The 17570-nt window shown below is 66.1% G+C and carries 16 protein-coding genes; 12 read left to right on the forward strand and 4 right to left on the reverse strand.

What is annotated here, in order from left to right; all coding sequences use genetic code 11:
• Positions 1-62: 62 nt before the first annotated feature.
• The 3 genes from WS95_RS11835 to WS95_RS11845 are packed head-to-tail and all read left to right on the forward strand — an operon-like array spanning position 63 to position 2263.
• Positions 63-752, forward strand: coding sequence for an ABC transporter permease (locus WS95_RS11835; protein ID WP_034205363.1), 690 nt, complete (start codon positions 63-65; stop codon positions 750-752).
• Positions 749-1462 (forward strand): ABC transporter permease, encoded by a 714-nt coding sequence (locus WS95_RS11840; RefSeq protein ID WP_059823965.1) that lies wholly within the window; start codon positions 749-751, stop codon positions 1460-1462. Before WS95_RS11835 ends, WS95_RS11840 begins: the two co-directional genes overlap by 4 nt.
• 33 nt (positions 1463-1495) lie before the next feature.
• Complete coding sequence (locus WS95_RS11845; RefSeq protein WP_034205361.1) at positions 1496-2263, forward strand: ABC transporter ATP-binding protein; 768 nt, start codon at positions 1496-1498, stop codon at positions 2261-2263.
• Between the two features lie 45 nt (positions 2264-2308).
• Here WS95_RS11845 and WS95_RS11850 read toward each other — a convergent pair whose 3' ends face one another.
• Positions 2309-3529 carry a M24 family metallopeptidase gene (locus WS95_RS11850; protein ID WP_218921595.1) on the reverse strand — a complete coding sequence of 407 codons (1221 nt, stop codon included), beginning with the start codon at positions 3527-3529 and terminating at the stop codon, positions 2309-2311.
• Positions 3530-3610: 81 nt separating this feature from the next.
• Positions 3611-4399: a HalD/BesD family halogenase gene (locus WS95_RS11855; protein ID WP_218921596.1), complete on the reverse strand. Its 789-nt coding sequence runs from the start codon at positions 4397-4399 to the stop codon at positions 3611-3613.
• A 218-nt stretch (positions 4400-4617) separates the two neighbouring features.
• Between WS95_RS11855 and WS95_RS11860 the strand changes: the two genes are divergently transcribed.
• Together WS95_RS11860 and WS95_RS11865 are read left to right on the forward strand one after the other, a co-directional pair.
• Positions 4618-5535, forward strand: a complete 918-nt coding sequence (locus WS95_RS11860; RefSeq protein ID WP_059823970.1) for a LysR substrate-binding domain-containing protein — start codon at positions 4618-4620, stop codon at positions 5533-5535.
• 316 nt (positions 5536-5851) lie between these two features.
• Entirely contained in the window at positions 5852-6685 is an 834-nt protein-coding gene (locus tag WS95_RS11865) for a glycine betaine ABC transporter substrate-binding protein (protein WP_059823972.1), read from the forward strand.
• Between the two features lie 149 nt (positions 6686-6834).
• Here WS95_RS11865 and WS95_RS11870 read toward each other — a convergent pair whose 3' ends face one another.
• Both WS95_RS11870 and WS95_RS11875 read right to left on the reverse strand, forming a co-directional pair.
• A complete protein-coding gene (locus tag WS95_RS11870) occupies positions 6835-9153 on the reverse strand; it encodes a PA14 domain-containing protein (protein WP_059823974.1) in 2319 nt (772 codons plus the stop codon).
• 380 nt (positions 9154-9533) lie between these two features.
• Positions 9534-10574, reverse strand: a complete 1041-nt coding sequence (locus tag WS95_RS11875) for a LacI family DNA-binding transcriptional regulator (RefSeq protein ID WP_059823975.1) — start codon at positions 10572-10574, stop codon at positions 9534-9536.
• Between the two features lie 314 nt (positions 10575-10888).
• On the opposite strand from WS95_RS11875, the gene WS95_RS11880 reads away from it, so the two are divergent.
• The 7 genes from WS95_RS11880 to WS95_RS35330 all read left to right on the forward strand — a co-directional run bounded on the left by WS95_RS11880 (position 10889) and on the right by WS95_RS35330 (position 17551).
• A complete protein-coding gene (locus WS95_RS11880; protein ID WP_059823977.1) occupies positions 10889-11806 on the forward strand; it encodes an aldose 1-epimerase in 918 nt (305 codons plus the stop codon).
• A 133-nt stretch (positions 11807-11939) separates the two neighbouring features.
• A complete protein-coding gene (locus tag WS95_RS11885) occupies positions 11940-12968 on the forward strand; it encodes an ABC transporter substrate-binding protein (RefSeq protein ID WP_080747718.1) in 1029 nt (342 codons plus the stop codon).
• A gap of 58 nt (positions 12969-13026) precedes the next feature.
• Positions 13027-14583 carry a sugar ABC transporter ATP-binding protein gene (locus WS95_RS11890; RefSeq protein ID WP_059823979.1) on the forward strand — a complete coding sequence of 519 codons (1557 nt, stop codon included), beginning with the start codon at positions 13027-13029 and terminating at the stop codon, positions 14581-14583.
• A gap of 33 nt (positions 14584-14616) precedes the next feature.
• Positions 14617-15594, forward strand: a complete 978-nt coding sequence (locus tag WS95_RS11895) for an ABC transporter permease (RefSeq protein ID WP_082746906.1) — start codon at positions 14617-14619, stop codon at positions 15592-15594.
• A 1-nt stretch (position 15595) separates the two neighbouring features.
• The gene (locus WS95_RS11900) at positions 15596-16591 is read left to right on the forward strand and encodes an ABC transporter permease (RefSeq protein ID WP_059823981.1); all 996 of its coding nucleotides are present in this window, start codon (positions 15596-15598) and stop codon (positions 16589-16591) included.
• Positions 16592-16670: 79 nt separating this feature from the next.
• The gene (locus WS95_RS11905; RefSeq protein ID WP_059784284.1) at positions 16671-17105 is read left to right on the forward strand and encodes a cupin domain-containing protein; all 435 of its coding nucleotides are present in this window, start codon (positions 16671-16673) and stop codon (positions 17103-17105) included.
• A gap of 308 nt (positions 17106-17413) precedes the next feature.
• On the forward strand, positions 17414-17551 hold the full coding sequence (locus WS95_RS35330) for an HHHH-motif protein (RefSeq protein WP_175883728.1): 138 nt from the start codon (positions 17414-17416) through the stop codon (positions 17549-17551).
• The last annotated feature ends 19 nt before the right edge of the window (positions 17552-17570 follow it).

Consider the following 17570-nt stretch of genomic DNA (forward strand, 5'->3'; position numbering starts at 1 on the left):
ACTCGTTTGATGCACGGTTAATGGCTATCGACAATCCAGCCACATCGTTCTGGATCCCTCATATGATCTTCCAAGGATTTGGCCCGCTGCTGTGGGCCGGCACGGTCGAGACCGTGAAGCTCGCGGTGCTGTCGCTCGCCGCGTCGCTGATACTGGGCCTCGCGGGCGCGGCCGCCAAACTGTCGGCCAACCGCGGGCTCAAGGCGGTCGGCACGTTCTATACGACGCTGATCCGCGCGGTGCCCGATCTCGTGCTGATGCTGCTGCTGTTCTACGGGATCCAGATCCTGCTGAACGACGTGACCGACCTGCTCGGCTGGGACCAGATCGACATCGACCCGTTCGTGGCCGGCGTCGTGACGCTCGGCTTCATCTACGGCGCGTACTTCACCGAGACGTTCCGCGGCGCGTTCCTCGCGGTGCCGCGCGGCCAGCTCGAAGCCGGCTTCGCGTACGGGATGAGCGGCTGGCGCGTGTTTTACCGGATCCTGTTCCCGCAGATGATGCGCTTCGCGCTGCCGGGCATCGGCAACAACTGGCAGGTGCTCGTGAAGGCCACCGCGCTCGTGTCGATCATCGGCCTCGCCGACGTCGTGAAGGCGTCGCAGGACGCGGGCAAGAGCACGCTCGATTTCTTCTTCTTCACGCTGGCCGCCGGCGCGATCTACCTCGCGATCACGACGGTGTCCAACGTCGTGCTGCATCACCTCGAGAAACGTTATTCCGTCGGCGTCCGGAGGCTCGCACTGTGATCGAACTCGTTGGCCAGTACTGGCAAAGCTATCTCTATTCCGACGGCTACCGCTTCAGCGGCCTCGCGATCACGCTGTGGCTGCTGGTCGTGTCGATCGCGTTCGGTTTCGCGCTCGCCGTGCCGCTCGCGATCGCGCGGGCGTCGTCGAACCGCTGGATCTCGGGGCCCGTATGGCTCTATACGTACGTGTTCCGCGGCACGCCGCTCTACGTGCAACTGCTGATGTGCTACACGGGCATCTACAGCCTGCAGGTGGTGCACAACCACGAGCTGCTCGACACGTTCTTCCGCAATGCGATGAACTGCACGGTGCTCGCGTTCGTGCTGAACGAATGCGCGTATGCGACGGAGATCTTCGCGGGCGCGATCAAGGCGACGTCGGCCGGCGAGATCGAGGCCGGGATGGCCTACGGGATGTCGCGCTTCAAGCTGTATACGCGGGTCATCCTGCCGTCCGCGCTGCGCCGCTCGCTGCCGAGCTACAGCAACGAAGTGATCCTGATGCTGCACGCGACGACGCTCGCGTTCACCGCGACCGTGCCCGACATCCTGAAGGTCACGCGCGACGTCAATTCGGCCACCTACATGTCGTTCCAGGCCTACGGCATCGCGGCCGTGCTGTACGCCGTCGTCGTGTTCGCACTCATCTGGGCGTTCCGCAAGCTCGAGGCGCGCTGGCTCGCGTACCTCGCGCCGCGCAGCCATTGACGCATTCACAAGATCCGCAACGAAGGACCCAGCATGTACAAGCTTACCGTTGACAACCTGCACAAGAAGTTCGGCGACAACGAGGTGTTGAAGGGCGTGTCGATGAAGGCGAAGGCCGGCGACGTGATCAGCATCATCGGCTCGAGCGGCTCCGGCAAGAGCACGTTCCTGCGCTGCATCAACTTCCTCGAACAGCCGTGCTCGGGGCAGATCACGATCGGCAGCGAGCCGATCCAGACCACGCGCGACCGCAACGGCTCGCTGCGCGTGGCCGACCAGAAGCAGTTGCAGCGGATGCGCACGAAGCTCGCGATGGTGTTCCAGCACTTCAACCTGTGGGCGCACATGACGGTGCTCGAGAACGTGATCGAAGCGCCGATGGCCGTGCTCGGCGTCGGCAAGGACGAGGCGATCGCGCGGGCGCGCAAGTATCTGGAGAAGGTCGGCCTCGCGCCGCGCGTCGAAGGCATGTATCCGTCGCACTTGTCGGGCGGCCAGCAGCAGCGCGTCGCGATCGCGCGCGCCCTCGCGATGGAGCCGGAAGTGATGCTGTTCGACGAGCCGACGTCGGCGCTCGATCCGGAATTGGTCGGCGAAGTGCTGAAGGTGATGCAGAAGCTGGCCGAGGAAGGCCGCACGATGGTCGTCGTCACGCACGAGATGGGCTTCGCGCGCAACGTGTCGAACCACGTGATCTTCCTGCATCAGGGGAAGATCGAGGAAGAGGGCGATCCGCAACAGATTCTCGTGAACCCGAAAAGCGAGCGGCTCGGGCAGTTTCTGTCGGGGCGGTTGAAGTAAGAGACGGTTTCAAACACGCCCCGTGAGACCGGCCTTGCGCGGCGTTCAGGCGAGCAGACGGCGCTCGAACGGGTAGTCGGACAGCAGTTCGAGCTGACCGTCGTCGCGCACGTACACCTGTTCCTCGAGCTTCACGCCCTCGCCGCCGTCCTCATGGCCGATGTAGCTCTCGATGCACAGCGTCATGCCGGGTTCGATCACGCCGTCATAGCCCTTTGTATCGTTGTCCTCGCGATGGCAGATGTACGGGTATTCGCCCGTCATCCCGACGCCGTGGGCCAGCGCGAAATAGCGGCGTGCGCGGTACGGTTGCGGGATCTGCCACGCCTTCGCGATGAATTCCTGGAACGTGGTGCCGGCCTTTACGTTTTCCATGTTCGTGTGGATCTGTTCATAGGCGAGGCGGTATAGCGTCTTTTGCGCGGCGGACGCGGGGCCGTCGCCGCATAGAAACGTGCGCGAGAAATCCGCGTAGTAGCCGAAGCGTCCCACCACGTCGGTGTCGAGCCCGACCAGTTCTCCCGCCTGGATCTTGCGCGGGCTGCTTTCCTGGAACCATGGATTCGTGCGCGGGCCCGAGCTTATCAGGCGGGTTTCGACGTAGTCGCCGTCGGTCTCGATCACGTGCTGATGCAGGTGCGACCACAGCTCGTTCTCGCTGATGCCCGGCACGAGGGCGGCTTCGAGCTTGTGCACACCCGCTTCCGCCGCACGCAGCGACGCACGGATCATCTTGATCTCGTTCTTCACCTTGATTGCACGGGCGCGTTCGAGCGGCTCCTGGGCGTCCGAAAGTTCGTAGCCGCGCGCTTGCAGCGCAAATGCGGCCGCCGATGTCGCACTTTCGATCGCGATCCGCTTGCCGCCACCGCATGCGCGAACCAGATCGTCGATCTCGTCCGCCCAGCGCTCGGTGGTCTGACGCAGCATGTCGTCACAAAAATAGTATGAAATCGCGGTGGCCGGCCGGACTTCGTCCACGGTATCGAGTCCGTCGGCCAGGAATTCGCATCCCGCGTATTCGAACAGCACCACCTTTCCCTCGGCCGGCACGAATAGATAGCGTGCGGGATTACGCATCGAATACACCTGCATGTTGCGCGAGCCGGTTGCATATCGCATGTGAGTGGGGTCGAACAGGATCGCGGCGGTCAGGTCGCGTTTCTTCAGTTCCCGCCGAACCGAGGCAAGCCGGTCGCGCTGGATCTGGGCGATTTCGTCGGCGGTCGGCTCGCAATCTTCCGGGCGGTGAGTCGGTCGAAGCATCGTCATGATGGTAAGGGGAGCGTTATGAGTGTAAGTACAACGAAATAGTGCGATGGGTTGGCCCACCGCGAACGCACATCGTCAGTCGACCAGGTTGTCCGCGCGGACCAGCGTCTGTTCGGCTTCCAGGTGCATTTCCGATACGCGGCCGTACAGCTGGCGGGTTCGCTCGAGTCGGCCGATCACGCCGGGCTTTTTCGAATAGGCGAAGATCGTCGTGTGGCGATCGATGTCGCCGCGTACCTGGGTCACGCGGTGCAGCGAGAAACGCCCCTTGAACAGTTGCAGATCGCCCGGCTTCAGCGTAATCACGCTGATCGGCGTGCGCGTCTCTCCGCGCACCACGGCGCCGACCGCATCGTAGTTTTCGCCCTCGGGCGACCGGATGTTCGGGCAGTACTCGAAGTCGCCGCCTGCCGTAGGCTGCTGCGTCATCATCGACACGATGAATTCGTTGGTGTCGTAGTGCCACGGCTGTTCGGTGCCGGGCGGCATGACGTTCTGAACCAGCCCGGCGTACGGGTCCGCGTATTCCCAGATCTGCGTCTCGCCGAGGCACGCGGCGACGAATTGCTTCATCGCACGCGCCACGTAGATCCGGTGAACGATTGCATCGGCCGGGATCACGTCGCGCGTGACGAAGCCGCTCGTACGATCCATGAAGATACGGCGCGGGTCCGCGGCGGGCAGCGACGGATCGTCGGCGGTGAAATACGCATTGACCTTGCGGCTCGAGAAATAGGTTTTTTTCGCGAAGCCGAGCCCTTCGACGCGCGCCTGTTCCAGTGCGGCGGGGCGTAGGAAGCCGCTCAGTACCGCGCTGCCGCTGCGCGTCAGCTGCGCCCGGCAAGTTGCGACCAGGTCGCGCATGCGGGCGTGCCCGGGTTCATGCAACGGATAGCGGTCGGTATCGACGATATCGCTCAGATCGGTACATTCTGCGTCGGCGAGAGGCGGGCTTGCTTGCACGGTTGGCTCCAGTTTCGAGGGATGAGGCGTTTGTGGCCTGAATTGTTTTCGACAACAATCGGCCTATCGATGCGCCCATGATTCGATCGACAAATTCCCTTGCAAAACGAGTAATTTCGATGACTGATATCAGCGAACCCGATTGGTCTCAACTCAGCTCGCTCGACGGAGAACTCGTGCGTGCGTTCATCACGGTAGTCGACAGCGGCGGCGTGACCGCCGCTGCCCGGCAGATGCACCGGACGCAATCGACGATCAGCCTGCGCATCCGAACGCTCGAAGAGCGGCTGGAAACGCACCTGTTTTTGCGCGACAGTCGCCGTCTGGCATTGTCGAGAGACGGGGAAAATTTCCTGATTCATGCGCGCCGCATCATTCAGGTGCAGAACGAAGCGATCGCCGCACTCAAACGCACGGGCGGTCATGGCGTGATCCGCTTCGGCTTGCCCGAGGATTACGCGGAGCTCTGGTTGCCCGATCTGCTCGAAAAGTTCTATCGGCTACGGCCCGATGCGCGCCCGCATATCGATTGCCGAATGTCGCTGGAGCTGATCGAGCGCCTGCAGGCGGGCGAACTCGATCTGGCACTGGTCATCAGGCACAACGCCCAAAGCGGCGGTCGCCATCTCGGCCGCGAGGACGTGGTGTGGGCCGCGCATCGCGATTTCGTGTTACCGGATGGCGCGTCCGTGCCGCTCGCGCTGTTTCCGGAAACCTGCTGCTACCGTCAGCGCGGACTCGCGGCACTGGCGGCACTCGGGCGGCCGTATCACGTGATCTACACGAGCCAGAGCCCGACCGGTATCAAGGTCGCCGTCAATCACGGTGCGGCGGTGACGATCATCGACCGCTGCACGCTGCCCGCGAACTGGCGCGTGCTGGGCATGGAAGACGGCTTGCCGGCGCTGCCGCCCGCGGATCTCGAGCTGCTCCGCTCCCCCGGCACTTGCAATCCGGCCGCCGACGATCTGGCCCTGCTGATCGAGACGATGGTCGAGGAACGTCGCCGCGCGGCGAGCGCATCGTCGCCCGCCTGAACGATCACGCATCGCGTCCGGCAGCCTTCGGTGAGCCGGGCCAGACGCAACGACGCGATCATTCGGCCTCTCCGATGGTCCCTATCGGAATTCCTCGCTGTCAAAAGGAAATTGGTGCAATAACTATATCGGCAAGCGAACGGATGACCGTTGCCGCGAATGCCGATGCCCGCGCGATCGTGCCCGCCGGTTCCATCGGCCGCCCGATGCCCCGCCCAAGTGCCTTCTCCATCCAATAGGAGCCCTTATCATGAACCTGTCGTTGCTTGCCCGCTTGCTTATTGTCGCCATGCGACGCCTGGTACTGGGCCGGCTCATGCTTGTCTTCGCGCTATCGATTTCTGCGTCGGCGCACGCCGCCGGCAATGGAACGATTGCGATCGGAGTGAACAACTGGGCCGAGAATATCGCGGTCGCGAATCTGTGGAAGGCGCTGCTTGCGGAAAAAGGCTACGACGTCACGCTGCAGTCCGGCGACAAGGCGATCATCTATAACGGCGTCGCGCAGGGCAAGCTCGATCTGACGTTCGAAGTCTGGCTGCCGTCCGCGGACGGCCCGCCGTACGACGCGATCAAATCGCGCGTCGAGAAGATCGGTCCGTGGTTTCCCCGCGCCCAGCTGGGCCTCGCGGTGCCCGATTACGTCGCGATCGACAGCATCGACCAGTTGAACGCACATGCGGCCGAGTTCAGCCACGACGGCAAGCCGACGATTTTCGGCATCGAGCCTGGCAGCGGCTTGATGAAACTGACGGGCGAGGCGCGCAGCGCGTATGCGCTCGACGCAACCGTGCTGCCGTCGTCGGAGGCTGCGATGTTACTCGCGCTGGAGCGCGCGCAAAAGCGTCGCCAGCCGATCGTCGTCACGCTGTGGAATCCGCACTGGGTGTGGGCGAAGTATCCGATGCACTACCTGAAAGACCCGAAGCAGGTGTTCGGTCAACCCGATGCGATCTATGCGATCACGAAGGCCGGTTTCGGTCATACGCGTCCGGATGTCGCGCGCTGGCTCGGCGCATGGAAGATGGACGACCAGACACTCGGCTCGCTGATGAACGATATCCGTGCCGCCGGTGAATCGGATCCGCAGAAGGGTGTCGCGCGATGGATCGCATCGAATCGCGCCCGGGTGAGCGAATGGCTACGCTGACAGACGGTTTCATGGAGATTGCTCCGTATGCCGAAAGGTATTCGGGCCTTTTGAAACCCTCTCCGAGCGCGCGTTCGGGTTGCGACACCTCGCCCGTGAAGCCGTACAGGCGTCACGGGCGACGCACGAGCTGATGCAACCGGCGCCTGCTATTGCGCGAGCGCGTCCGTCAACGGCCGCTGTGCGACACGCACGAGATTGTCGCGACCCGCACTCGGGCTCGACCATTGCAGATGCATGCTGGCCGGCCCGCTCGCATGCACGTATTCGACGCGGATCGGCACGTTCCGCTTCGGCGACAGGTGGATGCGGCCCTGCGCGGTCGCGAGCCCCGGCTGTTCCTTGTCGATCACCTGGCGGCCGTCGATCCACACGCGCGCGACGTTGTCGCTCGTCACGCTGAACGTGTAGTTGTCAGCCTTCGGAATGTCGAGCGCACCGGTCCAGCGGATCGCATAGTTCGTCGCATTCATCCCCTTCGACGCATCGGGCGAATCGGTGCCGCGCTCGGTGTTCAGGTCGAAATCGACCAGCGGCGTGATCGACGAGAACACCGGCGTGGTGAACGTCGTGTCGTTGTAGTACGTCGCGTTCAGCACGCGCAGCCGCGAGCTGAACGCGCTGGCGAGCGCCTGCACCTCGGCCGTGCTCCACGGGTGGCCGTCGGGGTAGAGCGTGCCCTGGAACGGCGTCGCCGGCTCGACGGTCGCAGGCGCGGACGCCGTCTGCCCCCAGTGGAAGCGGGTGTTCGTGCGGCCGATCATCAGCTCCCATACCAGGAAGCCCGTCTTGCCGCCGTAGGTGGACGCGATGCCGGCCATCGTCTGGCCTGCCTGGCCGCCCGGCCAGCCGCGCTGCAGCGTTTCCGAGTTCAGGCTGTCGAGCAGGCTCGGCGGCAGCGAGTAGTCGGGCGTCGTCGCATTGATCGCGTACGGGTGGAACGCATGGAAGTCGGAGAAGTAATCGCCTTCGGGCTCCTGCACGTTCGGCGAATTGATCGGCTGCGTCGCGCCCGCGTTCAGGATCGCGATGCGCGCGTCGTTCATCATCCACGCGCGCGTCGGTTGCAGCGCGCCGTTGCCGCTGCAGCCGGGCTCATTCATCGGTTCCCAGTACAGGATGCGCGGGTCGTTGCGGTGCGCGGACACGAAGTCGGCGATGTAGTGCTGCAGGTCCTGCTTGTACGTGGTCGAGGCGTCCGCCGCGATCGGCTGCAGGTATTGCTGCTCGACCGACTGCCCGGGCGATTGCACCCAGCGGCTGTTGTGCACGCCGAAGATCGGCGCCGACTGCGGGCCGTACGCGGGATCGACGTGCCAGCAATCGTCGTAGAAGATTGGCGCGACCTTCAGCCCGTGGCGCGCGGCGATCTCGAGCAGGCTGTCGAATTTCGCGAGGAACGCGTCGCGATCGTTGACCCAGTTCAGGTAGTGCAGGTACACGGTGATCGTGTTCATCCCGTAGGTCTGCGCGTAGTCGAGCTCGCGATCGACGATCGCCGGATCGTAGTTCTGCCAGAAATCGATCGCATTGACGGCATTCCACGGGTTGTACACGGCGCCCACCACGCGCGAGAAATCGTATGTTTTCGGCGCGACGTCCGGATAGCGGCTCACGGTCACGTTGCTGAACGCGACGCTCGCGCCGAAGCGGCGCAGCCCGAACGCGCCCGCGCGCAGCGCGGTCGTCAGGCCGCTCGTCGCGTCGTTGATGCTGATCACCTGCGTGCCGTCGACGAACACGTCGATCGCGTTGTTGCGCGTGACGACCTTCAGATGGTGCGTGCTGCCCGGCACGACCGCGGGCGCGGGGTAATCGATGAAGTCGGTCCAGTTGTTCTGTTCGCGGCCGACCTGCACCACGTGGCGCACCGCGTCGAGCCCGATGTAGTAGCCCGTCAGCGCATCGGTGCCGACCGACGGGTTCGTCACGTGCACGATGAAGCCCGCATTCGCGGTATTCGCGCCCGGCGCCGGCGCGCCGATCGTCACGTCCGCTTCGTACGACGCGTGGCCGTACGCCGGATGCTGCGCGTTGGTGACGAGCTTCGCGCCGTCCGTGCTCGTACCGTCGATCCGGATCGTGTTCGTGCCGCCGCTCGTCCAGGCCGGGCCGTACGTATCGAAATCGGCGAGCGTCAGCGTTTGCGTGTCGGTCGCGACGGGCGGCGCCGGCGGCGCATACGGCGGCACGCCGCGCGACGACACGCGCAGCGCGGGCGTCGGCCCCGGCAGGCCGAGCGTGACGAGCTGGTTCGGGAAACGCGACGGGCCGCCGTGGCCCGTGTTCATGAAATCGCCGGATGCGGCGGCGTTGGCCGTGGCGGCACCGTCGCTGGCTGCGGCATCGACGGACGCACGCGCGGCGAGCGCCGATGCCGACGGAGCGGACGAATCATCGCCGCCGCACGAGGCGAGCAATACGACGACCGCGAGTGCGGCGGGCTTGAGACGAGACGTGATAGTCATTCTGGACTCCGGATCAATGAGGAGAAGCGGACGACTGGTGACTCGATGCGGATGAAGCGGTGCCCGGACGGCGAGCGTCGCGGCACGGTGTGCGTGTGATGTGCGGACGGCACGGAGCGGGCTGCGCGGCGGGTTCGCGCGCAGTCGCTTCCAGTTACCGTCTCGTCGTGTTGCCGTGTCGTGGCTCGGGGTTCTGCCCGATGCCGGTGCAAGTATAGAAATGCCGAGAAAATATTACTAATAATTTAGTGATGGTGTTTACCCTCGAATGTACGGCAACGGGGGCGAACAGGGCGGCGACGGTCGCGCGAACACGCGCGGGCGGCGAATGCGCCGCACCGCGTCGCGTGGTGTCCGGAAGGAAGGAGGCTGGGACGCGCTTACGCGCTCACCGATTGCGCGGCCGTCTCGACGGTCCGCACCGACCCGCGCTCGACCAGCGGCCCGTCGAGCTTGATCGCGCGGCGGCGCACGGGCATCCCGACCGCACGGTTCTGTTCTTCCTGCAGCAGGATCTCGACCGCCCAGCGGCCCAGTTCGTAGTTCGGCAAGACGATCGTCGACAGCGGCGGGTGCGTGTGCCGCGCGATTTCCTGGTCGTCGTAGCCGAGCACCGAGATGTCGTCGGGCACGCGCATCCCGAGATGCTTGACGGCCTCGATCGCGCCGATCGCCATCAGGTCGTTCGCGCAGAAGATCGCGGTGGGCGGGTGCGGCTCCCGCAGCAACGACAGCGTTTGCTCGAAGCCGGTGTCGGAGCCCCAGTCGCCGTCGCGCACGAGTTCGGGCGCGAACGGGATGTCGGCCGTGGCGAGCGCGGTGCGATAGCCTTTCAGGCGATCCTTCGCGGCGTCCTGCCACGGTTCGCCGTTGACGTAGCCGATGCGCCGGTGGCCCGCGCGCAGCAGGTATTCGGTCGCCGCATGGCCGCCCGCGACTTCGGCCGGCACGATCGACGACAGCCCGCTGTCCGTCGTATAGCAGTTGAGCAGCACGGCCGGCACGCGCAGCAGCTCGGCCGGCAGCGCGACCTTGCGCGTGTAGACGGTCGCGTAGACGACGCCCAGCAGGTTCGGCATCGCGAGCACCGACTCGAGCACCTGACGTTCGATGTCGACGTTGCCGTGGGTCGAGTACACGGCGAGCAGCTTGCCGTTCGCGTACGCTGCGTCGCGCGCGCCGTCGATGTTGACGACCGGGTGCGGGCTCGTCGAGATTTCGTCGGCGAGATAGACGATCAGGTCGCGCTCGCCGCTGTGCGTCATCGTCACTTCGCGCGGCAGGAAGCGGTAGCCGAGCTCGTGCGCGATCTTCAGCACTTTTTCGCGCGTGGCGTCCGAGAATTTCGTGCCCGCCGCGTTGTTCAGCACGAGGGAGACGGTGGATTGCGACACGCCGGCAAGCTTGGCGATGTCGGTCATCGTGGGGCGACGTTGAGTAGAGCGTTTCACGGTAGGAGCGCGGTCCGGCCTCGGCAGGATGGGCAAATAAGATCGTTGATGAACAGCGGGTCGGATCAATTCGACACGACGGTAACATCGGCCATTCGGGCCGGCAATCAAGCTTTACGCGGGCTGCGCCGGATGCGTGGATGTCCGGATAATAATATCAACAAATATTATTGACCACGCGGGCGGCGCCGTGCCATCCTTGGCCGCACATGCCCGCGGCCGGATGCTGCGCGTCGGCCGGCGGGATCGTCAGCTTCATCCCGGGATGATCGATGCCGATGGGAATGCTCCGCCACACCGACCTGATCGAACTCGCCAGCGGGTCGACCCGCGTACGCGTCGCGCCGCGGGCCGGCGGATCGATCGCCGCATACTACGACGAAGCGCCGGACGGCCCGCAGCACTGGTTCCGCCCGACCTCCGACGCGGCGCTCGCGAGCGGCGATCCGCTGCGCTTCGCGAGCTTTCCACTGTTTCCTTACTGCAACCGCATTCGCGACGCGAAGTTCGAATTCGGCGGCCGCACGATCGACCTGTCCGGCCCGGACGACGCGTATCGTCATGCGCTGCACGGGCACGGCTGGCTGCGTCCGTGGCAGGTCGAGCGGCGCGCCGACACGCAGGTCGACCTGCGCTTCGAACACCGCCCCGACGCGGGCCGCGCGGGCGACTGGCCGTTCCATTACGAGGCGCGCCAGTCGATCCGGCTGGACGGCCCCGTGCTGTCGATCACGCTGTCCGCGCGCAACCTCGGCGCGCAGCCGATGCCGTTCGGCATGGGCCATCACCCGTATTACCTGCGCACGCCGCACACCGTCGTGAAGGCGCACGTCGACGCGATGTGGCACGCCGACGCCGACGTGCTGCCCACCCACGTCGGCGATCATCCGGCCGTCGCCGCGCTGTGCAACGGGATGCCGGTCGATGCGTTCGAGCTCGACAACAATTTCGTCGGCTGGTCGCGCGAAGCCGCGGTGATCTGGCCGGAGCGCGGCCGGCAGGTCGTGCTGCAGGCCGAGCGGCCGTTCGATCAGCTCGTCGTGTACGCCCCGTCGGGCGCCGACGCGCTGTGCGTCGAGCCCGTCACGAACACGACGGACAGCTTCAATGCGGCGGAACCCGCGTCGCTCGTCGGCGGCTGCGTGCTGGCGCCGGGCGAGGCGCTGCAGGCGACGTTGCGGTGGACGCCGGGCCCCGCCTGACGGGTCCGGCGGTACGGGATTATCCCGAGTCGGGCAGGCGATAATATCGAGTAATAATATTAATTCGTGATGCCGCTGCCGCCGGTGTGCCACGGGGCGCGGCCCGATCACGACATCACAACACTTGGAGACGATGATGCCGAGCCGTGCAAAGCTGCAACGTATCGTGGTGACGATGGGTGTGACGCTCGGATGCGTCGCGATCGCGCATGCGCAGGACAATGCGCAGAAGGTCGGCGCTAGCTCCGCGCAGACCTGCACGAATCCGAAGCCGGGCAGCGTGAAGCTGAGCGATCTCGTGGTCGGCTTCTCGCAATCGGAGAACGAACAGAACCCGTTCCGCGCGACCGAAACCGCGTCGGTGCGCGCCGCTGCGAAGGCGGCGGGCGTCAAGCGGCTGCTGTATACGAATGCGAACGCGAACCAGGCGAAGCAGGTCGCCGATATCGAAAGCATGATCAACCAGGGCGCGCAGGCGCTGATCGTCGCGCCGAACGATTCGACCGGCCTGCAGCCCGCGCTCGCGCAGGCGCGCGCGAAGGGCATTCCAGTCGTGACGATCGACCGCCAGACGGCCGGCACGCCGTGCCAGGATTTCATCACGTTCCTCGGGTCCGACTTCTTCCGGCAAGGGCAGCGCGCCGCGCAGGCGCTCGCCGATGCGACGGGCGGCAAGGCCACGATCGCCGAGATCCAGGGCGGCTACGGCAATACCGTCGAGAGCCAGCGCACCGACGGCTTCGCCGACGGCCTGAAGAAATTCCCGAACATGAAGATCGTCGCGTCGCAGACCGCGAACTGGTCGGCCACCGAAGCGCAGAAGGTGATGGAGCAGGTGCTGCTCGCGCATCCGGACGTGAACGCCGTCTACGCGCAGGCCGACACGATGGCGCTCGGCGCGATGACCGCGTTGCGGCAGGCTGGCAAGCAGCGCGGCGTGACGGTCGTGTCGATCGACGGCACCAAGGATTTCGTCACCGCGATCGCGAACGGCTCGGCCGCCGCGAGCGTCGAGACGAATCCGCGCTTCGGCCCGCTCGCGTTCAAGTCGCTCGAAGCGTGGTTCGCCGGCAAGCCGGTCGCGCAGAAGCAGATCATGGAAGACGCGCTGTACGACAAGGCGAACGCGAAGCATTCGCTCGAAGCGAACCTCGTCTACTGATCGGCCGGCAAACGATCGGCGACGGCTCAACCGCTCAACCGCGAACGCGAGGCGCGCGATGGATGCAACGCTTCCCGCCGGACCCGACGCCGGCACCGGCGCCGACGGCAAACCCGTCGTGCTCGAGACGCGCGGCATCGGCAAGACGTTCGGCGTCGTGCGCGCGCTGACCGACGTGTCGCTGTCGCTGCGCGCGGGCGAGGTGCACGGGCTGATGGGCGAGAACGGCGCCGGCAAGTCGACGCTGATCAAGATCCTCACCGGCTTTCACCAGCCCGATGCGGGCGAGATCCGCGTCGACGGCGTGCCCGTGTCGTTCGACAGCCCGCGTGCCGCGCAGCGCGCGGGCATCTGCGCGGTCTATCAGGAAATCAACCTGATTCCGGAACGCAGCGTGGCCGAGAACATCTTCCTCGGCCACGAGCCGCGCCGCTTTGGCCCGTGGATCGACCGCCGCGAGATGCGGGCGCGCACCCGCGAGATCGTCGAGCGTTACGGGCTCGATGTCGACCCGGCCGACAAGGTCGGCGCGCTCGGGCTCGGCCAGCAGCAGATGGTATCGATCGCGCGCGGCGTGTCGCTCGGCGCGCGCGTGCTGATTCTCGACGAGCCGACTTCCGCGTTGAGCGGCGCGGAAGTCGAGGTGCTGTTCGGCGTCGTCGAGCAGTTGCGCGCGGCCGGCATCGCGATCGTGCTCGTCAGCCATCGCCTGTCCGAGTGCTACCGGATGTGCGACCGGCTGACCGTGCTGCGCGACGGCGCAGTCGTACGCAGCGATACGCCCGACCGGCTGCCGCGCATGGCGCTGATTTCGGCGATGCTCGGCCGTGAAGTCGGCGCGCACGGCCCGCGCGAACAGGCGGAGGCGGCCGCCGCCGACACGACGCACGAGCCGGCGCTCGCCGTCGACGGACTGCGCTGGGGCACGCGTCTGCGCGACGTGTCGTTCCGCGTCGCGCCGAAGGAGATCGTCGGGCTCGCGGGCTTGCTCGGCGCGGGCCGCACCGAGACGTTCAAGGCCGTGTTCGGCGCGCAGCAGCCGGACGGCGGCGCGGTGCGCGTCGGCGGCCACGCGCTCGACGGTGCCGATCCGGCGCGGGCGATTCGCGCGGGGCTCGCGTTCCTGTCCGAGGATCGCCGCTCGGAAGGGATTTTCTCGAAGCTGTCGGTGCGCGAGAACATCGTCGTGTGCGTGCTGCCGCGCATCGCCCGCTTCGGCTTCATTTCCGTGCGCAAGCAGGAGGCGCTCGTCGAGCGCTACATCCGCGAGCTGGGCATCAAGACGTCGCATGCGGGCGCGCCGATCTCGACGCTGTCCGGCGGCAACCAGCAGAAGGCGCTGATCGCGCGTTGCCTGTCGACCGAGCCGTCGGTGCTGCTGCTCGACGATCCGACGCGCGGCATCGACGTCGGCGCGAAGGCGGAAGTGCACGATCTCGTCAAACGGCTCGCCGACGAAGGGCTCGCGGTCGTCGCGACGTCGTCGGAGATGGAAGAGCTGCTCGAGCTGGCCGACCGGCTCGTGATCCTGCACGAAGGCGCGACGAGCGGCGAACTGCCGACGCGCGGCGCGAGCCCCGACGACGTGACCGCGTTGCTCGCGAACCAGACGTAACGCGCCGCACATCGACCCGAGGATGAGGAAAGCGTGAATCTTGCCAACCTGATGAGCGAACCGGACCAGGCCCGCCGCACGTCGCGCCGCTCGCTGTTCGCTCAGGCACGCGAGCACAGCGTGTATCTCGCGTTCGTCGCGCTCGCCGTCTTCAACCTGATCGTCACGCCCGGTTTCGCGAATCCGCTCGCCGCGCGCAGCCTGCTGTTCCAGGCCGCGCCGATCGTGCTGATCGCACTCGGGCAGAACCTCGCGATCGCCACGCGCGGGATCGACCTGTCGGTCGGCTCGGTGATGGCGCTCTCCAGCGCGATCATCGCCCTATGTTTGCCGTACGGCACCGGCGCGGCGTTCGCGGCGGCGATGGCGATCGGCCTCGCGGCCGGCCTGTTCAACGGCGGGCTCGTCGCGCGGCTCGGCATCGATCCGCTGATTTCCGGGCTGGCATTGCTGGTCGCCGCGCGCGGGCTGGCGCAGGCATTGCTCGGCGGCTCGCGCGTGAGCCTGCCGCCGTCCGATGCGTTCGATTTCGTCGGCATCGGCACGTTGTTCGGGCTGCCGGTCGTGATGCTGATCGCGCTCGCGTGCGCGGCCATCGTGTTCTTCGTCGTGCGCAACACGACCTTCGGGCGCTACACGATTCTCGTCGGCGCGAGCCGCGATGCCGCGCATCTCGCCGGCGTGCCCGTGCGGCGCACGCTGCTGGCGGTCTATGCGGCCAGCGGTGCATTGGCCGGGCTGGCGGGCCTGTTCGCCACCGCGCGGCTCGGCGCGGGCGATCCGAACTACGTCGGCGTGAACTTCGAACTCGACGCGATCGCCGCGTCGGTGATCGGCGGCACGCCGCTGTCCGGCGGGCGCGTGTCGATCGTCGGCACCGTGTTCGGCGTGCTGCTGCTGCAACTGCTCGATGCCAGCTTCATCATGAACAACATCAGCTACACGTATGCGCAGATCCTGAAGGCCGCGTTCATCCTCGGCGCGTTGTACCTGCAACGCTCGGGAGCCTGACATGTCGACCGCGCCGATCTCCCCGCACGCCGCGCACGATGCAGGCCGCGCGCGCCGCGCACAGTTCGTCCGGCTCGTGCAGGCGCGCGGCGCGATCGCGATCCTCGTGCTCGTGTGCCTGATCGCCGGCCGCGTGTTTCCGCATTTCCTGAGCGCGCCGAACCTGCTCGACATCGTCGCGGCCGCCGCGTTCGTCGCGCTGATCACGATCGGGCAGAGCTTTGTGATCATCCTCGGCGGGTTCGACCTGTCGGTCGGCTCGCTCGTCGGGCTCGGCACCGTGATCGCCGCGTATGCGGCGCCGTATGGCTGGGGCGCCGCGCTGGCCGCCCCCGTTGGCGTCGGGTTGATCGTCGGGCTCGTGAACGGCTGGCTGATCGCCCGCGCGCGGATGGCGCCGTTCATCGTCACGCTCGCCGCGCTGCTCGGGTTGAAAGGGCTGTCGCTCGTGCTCGCGAGCCAGGACATGCTGATCGCGAACCCCGGCTTTTTCGCGACGATCGCGAACGGCTCGCTGTTCGGCATCGGCAATCTCGTGTGGATCGTGCTCGTCGCGTATCTCGTCGCCGCGTTCGTGCTGAATCACACGCGCTACGGCGCGGGCGTGTTCGCGATCGGCGGCAACGAGGAGGCGGCGCGCATGCTCGGCGTGAACGTCGAAGGGCTCAAGGTCGTCACGTACGGGTTGAGCGGCGCGCTGGCGGGGCTGGCCGGTGCGCTGCTCGCGTCGCGGCTCGATTCGGGGCTGCCGGGCGCCGGCAACAGCTACGAGCTGCAATCGATCGCGGCCGCGGTGATCGGCGGCGTGCTGCTGACGGGCGGCGTCGGCACGCTGTTCGGTCCGCTCGCGGGCGTGCTGCTGCTCGGCGTGATCGAGAACGTGATCAACCAGGTCGGCACGTTGAGCCCGTACTATCAGAATCTCGCGAGCGGTGCGTTCCTGCTGCTCGCGGTGATCGCGCAGACGCTGTTGACCGGCAAGCGGCGCAAGCGGTGACGCGCACGATGTCGTGCCGCCGCAAACTGGAACGCTAAATGCTTGTGTCGCGTCATCCTTTCGATGAAGGAGCACCGCGATGAGCACGCCGACCCCCACCGCTTTTTCCCACGTGAAGCCGCAGGACACCGCCTATCGAGGCGAAGGCCTGCGCGACTTCTTCCTGTACCGCGATCTCGGCATCGCCGCCGCGACGAACGGCAAGGTCGTCGCGCAACTCGTCAGGGCCAATCATGCACCGACGGCGGGCACCGGCTGGCACCGTCACGAGGCCGAATTCCATATCGTGATCATGCTGAAGGGCTGGGCGCGTTTCATGTACGGCGAACAGGAAACGCTGGTGGCGGCCGGCGACTGCGTGCACCAGGCGCCGGGGATCGTCCATTACCTGTTCGACTACTCGCCGGACATGGAATACCTGGAAATCGTCGGGCCTGCCGACTTCAAATCGATCGACGTCGACGGCCCGTGCGCGGTGCCGGAGCCGACGCCGTGGGGCGAAGCCGGTGCGTAGCTTGCCGGTGGGTGTGCGTTTTCGATGGACCGCCTGCATTCAGGCGGTTTTTTGTTCAGGCGGTTTTTTGTTTACCCGCTGATATTCGCGCACGGCTTTCCGCTTCCGTCCATTGATTCGAATTCCAAAGCGTCGCGAAGCTGAAGAATCGGAAAGAAAAGAAAGACGTTCGTCAGCTTCGCGTGTCGACAGGCGATGCGATGTCAAAGATCGTCAATTGCACGCAGCTGCGGTGCACGGCGTGTCGACGCCCCGCGTTAAGGAGGTACGGCCGGACCACCGGCTGACCTATCCGGGAGAGTGTCACCATGAACCGCATCGCGAAGATTCTGACCGCCACGGCACTGGCTTGCGCCGTGCTCGCGCCGGCCCTGGCCGAAGCGCATTCGCACCGCGTGTGCCATTTCGATCATCACCACCATCGCGTGTGCCGCTGGGTGCGGTAACCGTCGCTGTTCCCGGGGA

Origin of the sequence: Burkholderia sp. MSMB1826 (assembly GCF_001526325.1) — a bacterium.
GTDB lineage: Bacteria > Pseudomonadota > Gammaproteobacteria > Burkholderiales > Burkholderiaceae > Burkholderia.